This window comes from Kribbella sp. NPDC054772 (assembly GCF_053611945.1).
Genome location: NZ_JBSHBJ010000013.1, coordinates 59,366 through 72,332 on the forward strand (window position 1 = coordinate 59,366; position 12,967 = coordinate 72,332).

13 protein-coding genes are annotated in these 12,967 nt (G+C 68.5%); 5 read left to right on the forward strand and 8 right to left on the reverse strand.

Going from position 1 to position 12,967, the window contains the following annotated elements:
• From ACWGID_RS21335 to ACWGID_RS21350, 4 genes are all read left to right on the forward strand, one after another.
• Positions 1 to 729 carry an SAM-dependent methyltransferase gene (locus ACWGID_RS21335; RefSeq protein WP_452199024.1) on the forward strand — a complete coding sequence of 243 codons (729 nt, stop codon included), beginning with the start codon at positions 1 to 3 and terminating at the stop codon, positions 727 to 729.
• 21 nt (positions 730 to 750) lie between these two features.
• Complete coding sequence (locus ACWGID_RS21340) at positions 751 to 1,173, forward strand: hypothetical protein (RefSeq protein ID WP_452199026.1); 423 nt, start codon at positions 751 to 753, stop codon at positions 1,171 to 1,173.
• Positions 1,174 to 1,252: 79 nt separating this feature from the next.
• Positions 1,253 to 1,804: a TetR/AcrR family transcriptional regulator gene (locus tag ACWGID_RS21345; RefSeq protein ID WP_452199028.1), complete on the forward strand. Its 552-nt coding sequence runs from the start codon at positions 1,253 to 1,255 to the stop codon at positions 1,802 to 1,804.
• The gene (locus ACWGID_RS21350; protein ID WP_452199030.1) at positions 1,804 to 2,985 is read left to right on the forward strand and encodes an FAD-dependent monooxygenase; all 1,182 of its coding nucleotides are present in this window, start codon (positions 1,804 to 1,806) and stop codon (positions 2,983 to 2,985) included. The genes ACWGID_RS21345 and ACWGID_RS21350 overlap by 1 nt, the downstream gene beginning before the upstream one ends.
• 10 nt (positions 2,986 to 2,995) lie before the next feature.
• On the opposite strand, the gene ACWGID_RS21355 is transcribed toward ACWGID_RS21350, so the two are convergent.
• Positions 2,996 to 3,721, reverse strand: a complete 726-nt coding sequence (locus tag ACWGID_RS21355; RefSeq protein WP_452199032.1) for a class E sortase — start codon at positions 3,719 to 3,721, stop codon at positions 2,996 to 2,998.
• A 146-nt stretch (positions 3,722 to 3,867) separates the two neighbouring features.
• Here ACWGID_RS21355 and ACWGID_RS21360 point away from each other — a divergent pair, with 146 nt between their 5' ends.
• Positions 3,868 to 5,484 carry an alkaline phosphatase D family protein gene (locus tag ACWGID_RS21360; RefSeq protein ID WP_452199034.1) on the forward strand — a complete coding sequence of 539 codons (1,617 nt, stop codon included), beginning with the start codon at positions 3,868 to 3,870 and terminating at the stop codon, positions 5,482 to 5,484.
• Positions 5,485 to 5,581: 97 nt separating this feature from the next.
• On the opposite strand, the gene ACWGID_RS21365 is transcribed toward ACWGID_RS21360, so the two are convergent.
• Genes ACWGID_RS21365 through ACWGID_RS21395 form a run of 7 tightly spaced genes read right to left on the reverse strand, consistent with a single transcriptional unit; the run spans position 5,582 to position 12,778 of the window.
• Positions 5,582 to 6,118, reverse strand: a complete 537-nt coding sequence (locus ACWGID_RS21365; protein WP_452199036.1) for an MOSC domain-containing protein — start codon at positions 6,116 to 6,118, stop codon at positions 5,582 to 5,584.
• Between the two features lies 1 nt (position 6,119).
• Positions 6,120 to 6,869: a phosphotransferase gene (locus tag ACWGID_RS21370; protein ID WP_452199038.1), complete on the reverse strand. Its 750-nt coding sequence runs from the start codon at positions 6,867 to 6,869 to the stop codon at positions 6,120 to 6,122.
• Positions 6,850 to 8,322, reverse strand: coding sequence for an arylsulfatase (locus ACWGID_RS21375; RefSeq protein WP_452199040.1), 1,473 nt, complete (start codon positions 8,320 to 8,322; stop codon positions 6,850 to 6,852). The genes ACWGID_RS21370 and ACWGID_RS21375 overlap by 20 nt, the downstream gene beginning before the upstream one ends.
• The gene (locus tag ACWGID_RS21380) at positions 8,319 to 9,311 is read right to left on the reverse strand and encodes a LacI family DNA-binding transcriptional regulator (protein WP_452199042.1); all 993 of its coding nucleotides are present in this window, start codon (positions 9,309 to 9,311) and stop codon (positions 8,319 to 8,321) included. Before ACWGID_RS21380 ends, ACWGID_RS21375 begins: the two co-directional genes overlap by 4 nt.
• Positions 9,312 to 9,329: 18 nt before the next feature.
• On the reverse strand, positions 9,330 to 10,205 hold the full coding sequence (locus tag ACWGID_RS21385) for a carbohydrate ABC transporter permease (protein WP_452199044.1): 876 nt from the start codon (positions 10,203 to 10,205) through the stop codon (positions 9,330 to 9,332).
• Positions 10,202 to 11,152: an ABC transporter permease gene (locus tag ACWGID_RS21390; protein WP_452199045.1), complete on the reverse strand. Its 951-nt coding sequence runs from the start codon at positions 11,150 to 11,152 to the stop codon at positions 10,202 to 10,204. Before ACWGID_RS21390 ends, ACWGID_RS21385 begins: the two co-directional genes overlap by 4 nt.
• Before the next feature lie 3 nt (positions 11,153 to 11,155).
• Positions 11,156 to 12,778, reverse strand: a complete 1,623-nt coding sequence (locus ACWGID_RS21395; RefSeq protein WP_452199047.1) for a sugar ABC transporter substrate-binding protein — start codon at positions 12,776 to 12,778, stop codon at positions 11,156 to 11,158.
• Between the last annotated feature and the right edge of the window lie 189 nt (positions 12,779 to 12,967).

A 12,967-nucleotide genomic window follows, 5' to 3' on the forward strand; every position in this document is an offset into this window, starting at 1 on the left:
ATGGTTGAGCTGAAGCACGCGGACTATCCGCGGTCCAACGGGTACGACGCCGAGTGGCTGCTGGCCGGCGACATGGGGCCGAACCCGCTCTGGTTGCTGGAGGATCTCGCGCGGGACCTCGACCTGCGGCCTGGTCTGCGGGTGCTCGACCTGGGCTCGGGCAAGGGGTCCACCGCGGCGTTCCTGGCGAAGGAGTACGGCGTCCAGGTGTGGGCCGCCGATCTGTGGGTCGAGCCGACGGACGCGGCCACCCACATCGGATCCGGCGACGTCGTGACTCTGAAAGCAGAGGCGCACGCGCTGCCGTTCGCCAAGGAGTTCTTCGACGCGATCGTCTGCATCGACGCGTACGAGTACTTCGGCACCGCCGACAACTACCTGGCCTATCTCATCAGCTTCCTCAAGCCCGGCGGGCAGCTCGGTGTCGCGACGCCGGCGATGACCCGGGAGATCCGCGAGCTGGGGTACATCCCGGAGCACATCAAGAAGCTTGTCGGATGGGAGGCGCTCGCCTGGCACACCGCGGACTGGTGGCGGTTCCAGTGGGAGATCACCGAGCTCGTCGACGTCACCGCGGCCCGTCTGCAGCCCCACGGCTGGGCAGACTGGGTCGCCTGGTCGCGTGCGGTCTCGGAGTACCGGGGCGAACGCGACGGCGCGCTGGACATGCTCGAGGCCGACAACGGTCAATACCTGACCTGCGCGGTGCTGTCGGCCCGGAGGCGGTGACTGCCTGGCATGCTTGGGGGCATGAGTTGGGCTGTCTATGCGGTGCGCGGACCAGGAGGCGTACGTCGCCTCGACGACATGCCGGTCGACTACGAACCACCGTCGGTCGGGCTGGTGACCGACGTGGTGGACACGGTGCGGGAGGTGGTGCCGAACGTCGACACGAGCCGGCCGTCCTGGCTGACGTTGCGAAGTCCGGACTACGACGTGGAGATGACCGTCGGCAAGGGTGTCGAGGTCCGCGACATCACCTTCTACCTGAACGACGGCCCGCGGTCGATCCCGATCGTGATGGAGATCAGCCGCCGTCTCGGCGTGACGCCGTACGACACCGAGTCCGGCGACTTCCTCACCGAGGAGTCCCGGCCGCCGGTCCCGCCGCCGATGACCGCGGACGAGATCAAGATGAACAAGCCGAAGTGGTGGAAGTTCGGGCGTAAGTAATCCGGGCGCGGTTGCCCCGGCTGCTGGCACGTCCTAGAATCAGGGCGATCGTACAGAACGATCGTCCTGGAGGATTTCGATGGCACCGACGGCGAGTCACGGGCAGGAGGTGCGCGGCCGGCTGCTGGCCGCGGCCGCCGAGCTGATCCCCGAGCGCGGTTGGTCCGCGGTGAGTACCCGGATCCTGGCCGACCGCGCCGGTGTCACGGCGAGCGTCGTGCACTACCACTTCTCGTCCGTGCAGGACGTGCTGACCGAGTCCGCGATCACCGCGATGCGCCAGGTCCTCGCCGCGACCGACGAACTGTTCACCGCCGCGACGACGCCGACCGCCGCGATCGACGCGCTACTTGCCTCCGTCGAGCAGTACGACGGGACGGATCCGACCTCGCTGCTCTTCACCGAGTCCTACCTGGCCGCGACCCGCGACGAGCACCTCCGCGCCGAGATCGCCACGCTGGTCGCCGACTTCCGCACTCGCGTGGCCGACTGGCTGGCGATCCACCAGGTCGCCGAGCCGGCCGCGACCGCCGCCGTCCTCGCGGCGACCCTCGACGGCCTGCTCCTGCACCGGAGCCTGGGCCCCGAATCCCCTGCTCTGAAGACCGTTCTCCGAAGGTTGGTGAGTTGATGCACGCGATCATCTACGGCGCCGGAATCGCCGGTCTCGCCCTGGCGAACCGCCTGTCGACACTCGGCCAGGACGTCACCGTCCTCGAACGCAGCCCCGGCCCGCGCGGCCAGGGCTACATGATCGACTTCTTCGGCCCCGGGTACGACGCGATGCGGGCGATGGGACTCTTACCGGCCCTCGAAGCGGTCGCGTACAACGTGATCGAGGCCGCCCTCGTCGACGAGCACGGACGACGGCAGGCGGGGATCAACATCCGCCAGTTCGCCGAGGGCGAGGTGCTCAGCGTGATGCGCCCCGACCTCGAACAGGTCCTCCGCGAGCACCTCCCGACAGCCGTCGACCTGCGGTACGGCGCGACGCTCGCCACGGTCACGCCGCGCGCGGACGGCGTACGGGTGGAGCTCGCGGACGGGTCGACGGTTGACGGGGATCTGCTGATCGGAGCCGATGGCATCCATTCCGCCGTACGCCGGTCCGTGTTCGGGCCGGAGGCGTCGTACCTGCGGTATCTGGGGTTTCACACCGCGGCGTTCAGTTTCGACGCGCCGGAGATCCATGACGAGGTGGGTGGACGGTTCTGTCTGACCGACACGATCGGCAGCCAGTTCGGGTTCTACGCGTTGCGCGACGGGCGGGTCGCGGCGTTCGCGGTACACCGGTCGGCAGATCCCGCGGTGCCTGCTGATCTCCGCGGCGCGATGCGATCGGCGTACTCAGGGCTCGGGTGGGTGGTGCCCAAGGCGCTGGCGTCGTGTCCGGACGAGGACCAGATCTACTACGACCAGGTCGCGCAGATCGTGATGCCGCGCTGGAGCTCGGGTCGGGTCGTGCTCGTCGGTGACGCCTGCGGAGCGGTGTCCTTGCTCGCCGGGCAGGGTGCGTCGCTCGGGATCGCCGGCGCCTTCGTGCTCGCGGAGAAAGTGGTGAACTCGACGTCGATCGAGGACGGGCTCGCAGAGTACGAGCAGGTCTGGCGGCCGGTGGTCGAGGAGGAACAGAAGACCGGCCGGTCGGCAGCACGCTGGTTCCTGCCGGGCTCGCGCGCCGAACTCGTCGCACGCCGGCTGTTGCTGCGAGTGCTCCGCGCGCCGGTGCTGCGCAGTCTGCTGCCCGCTGCGCTGGCGGGAAAGCCGACCACGTTGATCCGGGAGTTCGCGGATAGCTCGCCAGTCGGCTGATGTGCAGGCGTCACGACGAACGGGTGGCGGTCAGCGTGCCGATCTTGTTGATGCGGTGTTCGGGGTTGCCGAGGTCGTCGTGCCAGTAGTTCCCGGCCGCGTGGTCCTCGATGGTGGCGCACGTGGAGATGGTGATCATCGCCCGGGTCGGCGTCACTCCCGGGCGGCCGGGTACGGCGGCGTTCTGTTGCGCCTTCTCGGTCGGCTTCCGGAACGAGATCCGCATCGTCCGGGTCACCACGTAGTCGTAGACGGTCCCGCCTACGGAGATCAGGATGTGGTCGCCGTCGCGTAGGTCGGGGACGCCCTCGAGCGGACGACCGTGACTGACGCGGTGGCCGGTCACGATGAAGTTCCCGATCTCGCCCGGCCCCACACCACCGGCAGGGCCGCGGGGGCTGGCGGCGACGCCGCGGTTCTGGATCCGGGTGCCGGGCCGGTCGTCCGCGGTGCCCTGGTAGGCGACGACGAGCAGATTCCGGACGCCGATCGCAGGAATCGACAGTCGCACCGGGCCGGACGCGGCCGGCGTCCGACCCGACCGCGACGGACTCGAAGGCTGGGAACTCGGAGGCGCGGGACTCGAAGGCTGGGGACTTGAAGGCGCTGAGGCCTGGGGAACCGGGCGGGACTGGATGGGGTTGACCGTGCGTGGCGGCGCCGGATCGCTGGACGGCGCGAGGTCGTTGCACCCGACCAGCACCGCCAGCGCGACCAACGCGCCCACCAGCCTCACACTCCCAAGGTAGGCCGTGTCGACTGCTCCGGTCTGCGCTTCCGGGCGGTCGCGGAAGGCAACTCGCGAGTCGGCTGAGCAGTGTTCGCCTGTGGGTTGCACGGTGTTGACCTGCCTGCCGGAGCTGCTTTGACAGCTTCGGAGTTATGACCCCGCCCAGCACTCCCCAGCAACCGTCCAACCAGCAACCGTCCACCGAGCTGACCCGCCGCGGTCTGCTCACGATCGGCGGCCTCGGCGCCGCGGCCGCCCTGGCCGGCGGCGAACTCGCGAAGCCGTCGACGGCCAACGCCGTCCCGCCGCAGTTCGACCACCCGTTCCAGCTCGGAGTCGCGTCCGGAGACCCGCTCCCGGACGGCTTCGTGATCTGGACCCGGCTGGCCCCGGAGCCGCTCGCCACCGACGGCCTCGGTGGCATGCCACCGCAGGCGTTCGGCGTCCGCTACGAGATCGCCGAGGACGAGCGGTTCCGCCGGATCGTCCGCCGCGGCGCCGTCGAGGCGAAGCCCGAGTCAGCGCACTCGGTGCACGTCGAGGTCGGTGGCCTCGCCCCGGGCCGCGAGTACTTCTACCGCTTCCGCGTCGCGACGGCGATCAGCCCCGTCGGCCGGACAAAGACCGCACCGCCGTACGCCGCCTCACCGTCGCGACTGCGGCTCGCGGTGACGAGCTGCCAGAACTACCCCGCCGGGTACTTCGTGGCGTACCGGGACATCGTCGCCTCGGACCTGGACCTGGTCGTGCACCTCGGCGACTACATCTACGAAGGCGCGGGCGCCGACGCGTCGCTCGGCCGGGCGCATGCACCCGCGGTCGAGTTGATGACGTTGACCGACTACCGCATCCGGCACAGCCAGTACAAGACGGACCCGCTGCTGCAGGCGGCTCACGGTCATCTGCCGTTCCTCGTCGTACCGGATGACCACGAGGTGAAGAACAACTACGCGGACGACTCCGCGGCCGGCCAGTCCGGTGCTGTGTTCCTGGCGCGGCGCGCGGCGGCGTACCAGGCGTACTACGAGAACATGCCGCTGCGGCGCTCGTCGTTGCCGGTCGGCCCGGACATCCAGCTGTTCCGGCGGGTCCGGTACGGCGGCCTTGCGCAGTTCCACCTGCTCGACACCCGGCAGTACCGCTCCAAGCAGTCGACGTGGACCGCGGGTACGGCCGTCGGTGGGTACTCGCCCGGCGCGCTCGATCCGGACCGGACGATCCTGGGTGACGCCCAGGAGCAGTGGTTGCAGCAGGGGCTCGGTGCGTCGACCGCGCGCTGGAACATTCTCGGCAACCAGACGAAGTTCGCGCCGTACGACCGGAAGGTGGGTCCGGGGCTGGACTACTCGGGGCAGGACAACTGGGGCGAGGGCTATGTTGCCGACCGCAACCAGTTGATGAGTTTCATCGCCGACCACCGGCCGTCCAACCCGATCGTCATCACCGGTGACGCGCACCGGAACTGGGTCTTCGACCTCAAGGCCGACTTCGCGAACCCGGAGTCCGAGACGCTCGCCACGGAGTACCTCGGGACGTCGATCACGAGTGGTGGGGACAGCACGCCGAGCACCGTCTACGGGCCGACCGCCGACAACCCGCACCTGAAGTTCCAGAACAACCAGCGCGGTTACATCCGCGTCGACGTCACCCCGGACCGCTGGCAGGCCGAGTTCCGCGTCTCCACCACCGTCCGCACCCCCGACGCCGCACTCTCCACCCTCGCCACCTTCGTCACCGAGAACGGCAAACCGGGCGCCCACCGGGTCTGAGTGTCGGCAGCTCGACAGGAGGTCTCCGCCAATAGATAGTGCACCTGAGCCTGCGCGTACACCGTCCCACGGGTGCACTACCTGTCGAGCTGCCGCGTTAGTCCAAGAGGGTGAGGTTGGCGGGGCCTAACTGGAGGGTGCCGGAGGTCAGTGGGGTCGAGCGGATGCCGCCGTGGCCCCGCAGGGCCTTCATCGCGCCGGGGGCGAGGACCTGGTCCATCCAGGCGCAGGGGTTGGCCGGGCGGTTGGCCTGGAAGGTGACGGGGCCGGCGCCCGTGTCGAGGGTGAAGCGGCGGCCCTCGACGCGGGTGCCGTCCGCGGCGCGGTGGGCGGCGAGTTCGTCGATCGGAAAGCCGCGGAGGGTGATGTTGCGGCGAGTGAGGTGTGGGTCAAGTGGCGTGGACAGGCCAAGGACGCGGACGACCTCGTCGAGCGAGGCGGCGTCGATCAGCGTGACGGCGGCGTTCTTGTGGACGGCCTGCCCGTAGTACCGGTCGCCGACGATGCCGAGGTCGGCGCGGATCTCCACCGAGGTCCGCGCAACCGACTCCGGGTCGGGCCGCGGCCCGTCTTGCGGGCGGCCCTCGAAGGCATGCTGCCGAGAGACGGCGAGCGCGACGATCTCGACCTGCATGTCAGCCCCAGGTGAGTGGGTCGAGGAGACGGAAGAAGTGCAGCCGCCGCGAGTCCGGATCGGGTACGCCGTACGCGTCGAGGAACGGTGCCGGGTCCGCGGACCACTCGTCGTGGAGCTGGATCGTGGTGAGCGCGAGGTCGGCGTACCGATCGGCGACGCCGAGGCGGCCGAGGTCGATCAGGCCGGTCACCTCGAGCGTGTCGGGGTCGAAGAACACGTTCGGCAGACAGGCGTCCCCGTGGCAGACGACCGGCTCCAGGACGCTCTCGACGTACGGGCGCTCGGCGTTCACCTGGTCGAGTAGTTCGGACGGCTGCAACCGCCGCCACTCGTCGGTGAGGAAGTCGGGGTTCACCGCGCCCCGCCGTACGACGTCGGTCGCGGCCGCGATCACCTCGTCCAGGGGACGCTCGAACGGGCAGTCGGTGAGGGCATGCAGCTCGCGAAGGACGGCTCCCAGGCTCCGCATTGCCCGCTGGTGTGCAGCCGGCGGAAGCGTGTCACCTGGCACACCGGGAACCGCCGAGGTCAGCAGACAAGCACCCGACGGCGACTCGGTCCAGTCCAGGACAGTTGCTCCCGGCAACCCGGTGCCGGCGAGCCAGGTGATCCGGTCGCGCTCCGCGGCGAGGTCCGGTACGCCGGACGGGCCGCAGCACTTGGCGAAGACGTCTCCACGGCGGTAGACAGACGTGTCGGACTCACCGACGTCGATGAGTGTCCAGTCGTCAGACGGCGGCGCGTGCAACGCGTTCCCTTGTGTGGTTGAGGATCGGGGTCACCGGTCGGCCGGTCACCAACTTGCCGTCAGCAACGAACCCTTCTTCCCGATCGGTCAGGTCCTGGATCAGCCGTTCCCGCCAAAGGTCCCGCAGCTCGGGCCGCGACTCGACCAGATTGTGCAGCTCCCCCGGATCCGCCTCGAGATCGAACAGCTGCTCCACGCCGAGCGCGGAGCCCCATACGTACTTCGTCTTCCCGTCCGTCACCCATTGCACCGACTGCTCGAAGATCACATGCTCCCCGTGCAACCACTCCCGCACCGGAACGGACGAGCCCCGCAGGAACGGCGCCAGCGAACAGCCGTCCACCGTCGACGGGATCGGTACGCCGGCAAGATCGAGGAGCGTCGGCATCACGTCCCGGAGCTCGACCACCTGGTCCACCACACCGCCCCGCGTAGCGTCGGACGCCGACGCCCGGTCCGCGACGATGAACGGCACCCGGGCGGACCCTTCGTACGGCAGCGCCTTCCGGAACATCCGGTGGTCACCCATCATCTCGCCATGGTCGGACGTGAACGCGATGATCGTGTCGTCGTACACGCCGAAGTCGACGAGCGCCTCACGGATCCGGTTGATCTGCAGGTCGATCTGCGCCATCAGCCCGTAGTACCCGGCCCGCGCCCGGTGCACGACGTGATCCGGCAGGTCCCCGATCAGCGCCTGGTAGTCGCCGTCCCGCCGGAACTCGTCCCAGTCGCTCTCCCAGTCCCCCAGCTCACGCTGGTACGGAGGCAGCGCGTTGTACCGGTCGTACGCCCACGCCGGCGGGTCGTACGGCGGATGCGGCCGGTGGAACGACAAATAGAGAAAGAACGGTTTCGTCGGGTCCCGCCGGTACAGCCAGTCGATCGTCTGCGTACCGACCCAGTGCGTCGGGTGCACCTCCTCGGCCTTGTCCCACGGGCGGGCGACGACCGAGTTGCAGTTCACGCCGTGGTCGAAGTACTCCGCGTCCGGCGACACCCCAGGCTGTCGCCGTAGCCAGGGCACGTAGTCGTCGAAGAACCCGAACTGCTGCCGATGCGCCCGCCGCGAGTGATGCAGGTACCCGTCGTGCAGGATCACATCGTCGAACCCGAGCCGCGCCCGCTCCGGCCAGACATGCATCTTCCCGATCGCCTGCGTGTGATACCCGGCCTTCTTGAACTCCCCCTGCACTGTCACCGGGTGCGCGGCCTCGAACGGTACGCCGTCGACGTACCCGACCCGTCCGTGGCGTTCCTGCGACTGCCCGGTGAACAACGCGACCCGGGCCGGCACACACGTCGGCGTCGCGGAGTACCCGCTGCTGAACCGCACCCCCGCCCGCGCCAACTCGTCCAGATGCGGCGTCTCGACGTACGGATGACCGGCGCACGACAGCGCATCACCCCGCCACTCGTCGACACAGATCAGAACCACATTGGGTTGACTCAAGAAGACTCCCGGACGATCAGTTGCCAGGGGAAGTCGAACACTTCGCCGGGCGCGCCTTCGCGCTCGGTGAGCCGTCCGACGATGATGTTCGACAGCGCCTCGTTGAACCCGACCGGCCCGACGGTCGACAACGACGGATCCAGCCGCTCGCCCTCGGGCGTGTTCCCCACGCCGACGATCGCCAGATCCCGGGGTACGTCGATCCGCAGCCGGTGCGCCGCCCGAACAGCGGCGATCGCGGCGAAGTCCGTGGTGCAGTAGAGCGCGGTCGGCCGCTCGGGCCGGGACAGCAACGCCATCGCGGCCCGGTAGGCGCCCTCGGGGTGCTGTTCGAAGACCTCGATGTCGTCGCTGCGGATCGGCTGACCGGCCGCGCGCAACGTGTTCACATACGCGTCGAAGCGCGCGAACCCGGTGGTCCGCGAGGTGAGGGCGCCGACCCGGTCGTGGTGCTCGAGCAGGTGCTCGACCGCGAGATGGCAGCGCGGCTCGGCACCGGACCGGATCACGTCGAAACCACGCGGTTCGAGGGTCTCGCTGAACGCCACGATCTGCACGCCCTGCGCCGCGAACGTCTCCAGCTCCGCGACCTGCTCCGGCTCCGCCGTGACGCTGTCGATGAAGATCACGTCCGGCGTCCGGTTGGTCAGCACCGTCCGCCAGTCGCCGTCCGCCACGATCAGGGCCGTCTTGCCGAGCGGGCTCACCGCCGTACTGACGGTGGCCGCGACTGCCTGCGACCACGGGTCCGCGAGCACGCTCAGCGAGAGCAGGACCAGGTCGGACTTGCCGGTCCGGATCGCGCGGGCCGCGTCGTTCCGCCGGTAGCCCAGGCGGGACGCGGCCTCGCGGACCCGGTCCGCGGTCGAGTCCTTGATCGTGTGGCTGCGGTGCCGTCCGGACAGCACGTACGACACGGTCGCGACCGAGACGCCGGCCTCTTTCGCCACCATCCGCAGCGTCGGCCGCTCGGCCAAAGGTGAGGACATGAGACCGATTCTTACAGATCAGCCCTTGACCGCACCGGTGATGACGCCCTTGGTGAAGTGCCTTTGCAGGAACGGGTACACCATGGCGATCGGCACCAGCGCGACGACCACGACGGCCATCTGCAGGGATTGCGGCTGCGGCGGCGGGTGCACGCCGAGCTGATCGGCGGACAGCGACTTGCCCTGCAGGACATAGGTCCGCAGGATCACCTGGACCGGCCATTTCGACGTGTCGTTCAGGTAGAGCAGCGCGTTGAAGAACGCGTTCCAGAACCCGACCGCGTAGAATAGCCCGACCACCGCGATCACCGCCTTCGACAGCGGCATGATGATTTGCCGGAGGATGGTGAAATCGCTCGCGCCGTCGATCCGCGCGCTTTCCAGCAGTTCACCCGGCACATTCATGAAGAACGTGCGCAGTACGACGAAATTGAACGCGCCCAGTGCGCCCGGGAGGATCAGGGACCACAGGCTGTCGAGCAGCCCGAGCTGCTTCACCACCAGGAACATCGGGATGATCCCGGGCGCGAACAACAGGGTGAACAGCACCATCAGCAGCACCGGCCGGCCGAACAGCACCGGCCGCGAGGTCGCGTAGGCCAGCGAGATCGTGACGGCCAGCGCGATCGCCGTACCGACGAGGGTCACGAAGACGCTGACCAGGATCGCGCGGCCCATCAGACCACCGCTGAACAAGGTCTGGTACGCCTTGAACGTCGGGTGCGACGGCCACAACACGTACCCGCCGGCGTCGATGATGTCCTTGTCGCTGGCCAGCGACGTGGAGATCACCACCAGGATCGGGATCACGATCGCCAGCGCGAAACCGCCCAGGACGACGGCCTTGATCGCCTGGTAGCCAGGCGACGGATTCTCTTTCCACACAGGTCTCATGAGCGCCTCTGGAAGATTCCCGGCTCACCGAGCCGATGAGCGAGCGAGTTCGCACCCCACAGCAGCAACGCACCGACCACGCCCTTCGCGAGCCCGGCCGCCGCCCCGCTGCTCCAGTCGCCACCGACCACGCCCGCGTAGTACGTGAAGGTGTCCAGTACTTCGGCCGCACCCGGACCGACCGAGTCGCGCTGCAGGATGAACTGCTCGAACCCGACGCTCAGGATGTCGCCGATCCGCAGGATCAGCAGCAGCACGATGACCGTCCGCAGGGACGGCAGCGTGATGTGCCACAGCCGCCGCCAGCGCCCGGCGCCGTCCGCCGCGGCCGCCTCGTAGAGCGAGACGTCCACGGTGGTCAGCGCCGCGAGGAAGATGATCATCGCCCAGCCGGCGTCCTTCCAGATCAGCTGCGCGACGACGAGCAGCGGGAAGGTGCTGGGGTTGGTCATGAACGGGATCGCGTCCAGCCCGGCCTGCCGGAGCAGGTTGTTGACGAACCCGGCGCCGCCCAGCGACTGCTGGAACAGCGTCACGACCAGCACCCAGGACAGGAAGTGCGGCAGGTACGCGATCGTCTGGAACCAGCGCCGGATCCGGTTGCTGATCAGCGAATCGACGATCAGCGCCAGCCCGATCGGTACCGGGAAGAACAGCACCAGCTGGACGACGGCCAGCAGCAACGTGTTCCGCAACGCGTCCCAGAAGTCCGGGTTGGCGTAGAGGTTGACGAAGTTCTGCAGGCCGTTCCACTCGCTGTGCATGATGCCCAGGAACGGCTGGAAATCCTGGAACGCGACGACGTTCCCGAGCACCGGCAGGTAGAAGAACACCAGCAGGAACAGCACCCCGGGAATCATCAGCAGCACCATCTGCCAGTCCCGGCGCCACTTCACCGCGAACGGCAGCCCGACTTTCACCCGCTGGGTCGATGACTTCTTCAGCATCGATCAGGACCCGGTGACCGGAACGCTCGACGGCAGCACGGCCGCGAACTCGTCACGCATCTTGTCGCCGCCGCCGGACTTCCAGCGCTTCAGCGCGGCGTCGTACGCGTCGATCTTCTGCCGCCCGGTGACGATGTCGACGATCGTGTCCCGGAATGCCGCGGTGAGCTTCGGGCCGACCTTGCTGCTGGTGTCGGAGTACGTGCCCGCGGTCGGGTTCCGCATCGCGAACTTCAGCAGCTGCTGCTCGGTCGCGTAGATCTTCTTGGTGTCCTCGGGGTACGCCGGGTTGAAGATCACGCTCTCCGGGGAGTTCATGATCTGCAGCGCACTGACCAGACCGGGCGCCTGCTGGTTGCCGGCCTTGGTCAGCACCGGGTTCTTGTTCGCGTCCAGCTGGTACTGCTGGCCCTCGACGCCGAAGTTCTTCACCAGGTACTCCTTGGTGCCGAAGGGCGCGGACAGGTAGTCCATCAGCGCCAGCAGCTCGCGGATCCGGCCCTCGTCGGTCTTCTTGAACGGCGTGAACCCGACGGTGCCGTAGCCCATGTCGTAGACCGGCTTCGCCTTGCCGTCGTGGCCGAACGGGATCATCGTGTCGACGAACAGCGTCGGGTCCAGGTTGCGGAAGTCGGCGGTCGCCCGCGGACCGACCGTGACCTGCGCGGCGATCTGGCCGTTCACGGTCTTCGGGGTCGCGTCGGCCAGGTTCAGGTCCGGGTAGAAGACCTTGGCCGCCCAGAGCTTGGCGGCGTACTCGACGGCCGCCTTGTAGTTGTCGGTCTCGTACAGGTGGGTGAGCGAGCGGTCCTGGTTCACCCGCCAGGAGTTCGGGGCGCCGAACCACTCGCCGAACATGTGCAGCATGTTGATGATCGCCGGCTCGAGCGCGTAGTTCGTACCGTTGCTGAGCTCCTTGCACTTGGCGAAGAACTCGTCCGCGGTGGTGCACTGCAGACCGCCGACCTTCGCCCAGGTCTTCGGGTTGCCCATCATCACCTGGCCGAACGGCGTCGACGGGATCGGGGCGCCCCAGATCTTCCCGTTCACCACCGCGGTCCGCCAGGAGGCCGGCTTCAGCGCGGCGAGGTTCGGGTACTCCAGCACCGCGTCGCCGGACAGGTACTTGGTCAGGTCCTGGAACTTGGCCTCGAGCATCGGGCCGATGTTCGGGATGCCCTGGTTCGGCGGCAGCCACATCAGGTCCGGCAGCGAGTCGCTGGCCAGCAGCGTGGCGAACTTCTCCGGGTACCCCGGGTCGGTGCCGATCGTCAGCTTCAGCTCACCGCCGAGCGCCTGGTTCAGCGCCTGCCACATCGGGTTGCTGCCCATCGGCGGCGGGGGCGTCGCGAAGGTCTCGGTCAGCGCGGTCACCGCGGACTTCAGCGGCGGCGCCTTGACGCTCGCCACCGCGTCCGCCGGGAACTTCAGGAAGCCGGGCTCCAAGCCGGACTCCGCGCCCGCCAGGTCCGGGTGCAGGCCCTCGAACGGCTTGTACGTCGGGAGCTTGAGCTCGCCCGACGCCTTCGCACCGCCACCGGATGCACCGCCGTCACCGCAGGCCGCCAGCGTGGAGGTGGCAATCGCCGCACCGGTGACCTGCAAGAACCGTCGCCGACTGATCATAGTTGCTCCAAGTTTCGAAGAAGTGCTCACTAACACTCACTTAAACGTTAACCGGGACCGTAAACCCCACCCACCCCTGGATGCAAGGTGCAAGCACAAACGAGCCGGGGGGGGGGGGGGGGGCGCAACGCGGCCCGCCCGGCGCGCGGGAGCTGTGGGGGTGGGGAGATCTGTGTAGGCTGGAGGACC

Excerpts from the sequence above, each read along its gene's own strand:
- ACWGID_RS21335 (WP_452199024.1), top strand. The coding sequence starts at position 1 with ATGGTTGAGCTGAAGCACGCGGACTATCCGCGGTCCAACGGGTACGAC.
- ACWGID_RS21340 (WP_452199026.1), top strand. The coding sequence starts at position 751 with ATGAGTTGGGCTGTCTATGCGGTGCGCGGACCAGGAGGCGTACGTCGC.
- ACWGID_RS21345 (WP_452199028.1), top strand. The coding sequence starts at position 1,253 with ATGGCACCGACGGCGAGTCACGGGCAGGAGGTGCGCGGCCGGCTGCTG.
- ACWGID_RS21350 (WP_452199030.1), top strand. The coding sequence starts at position 1,804 with ATGCACGCGATCATCTACGGCGCCGGAATCGCCGGTCTCGCCCTGGCG.
- ACWGID_RS21360 (WP_452199034.1), top strand. The coding sequence starts at position 3,868 with ATGACCCCGCCCAGCACTCCCCAGCAACCGTCCAACCAGCAACCGTCC.
- ACWGID_RS21365 (WP_452199036.1), bottom strand. The coding sequence starts at position 6,118 with ATGCAGGTCGAGATCGTCGCGCTCGCCGTCTCTCGGCAGCATGCCTTC.
- ACWGID_RS21380 (WP_452199042.1), bottom strand. The coding sequence starts at position 9,311 with ATGTCCTCACCTTTGGCCGAGCGGCCGACGCTGCGGATGGTGGCGAAA.
- ACWGID_RS21385 (WP_452199044.1), bottom strand. The coding sequence starts at position 10,205 with ATGAGACCTGTGTGGAAAGAGAATCCGTCGCCTGGCTACCAGGCGATC.
- ACWGID_RS21390 (WP_452199045.1), bottom strand. The coding sequence starts at position 11,152 with ATGCTGAAGAAGTCATCGACCCAGCGGGTGAAAGTCGGGCTGCCGTTC.
- ACWGID_RS21395 (WP_452199047.1), bottom strand. The coding sequence starts at position 12,778 with ATGATCAGTCGGCGACGGTTCTTGCAGGTCACCGGTGCGGCGATTGCC.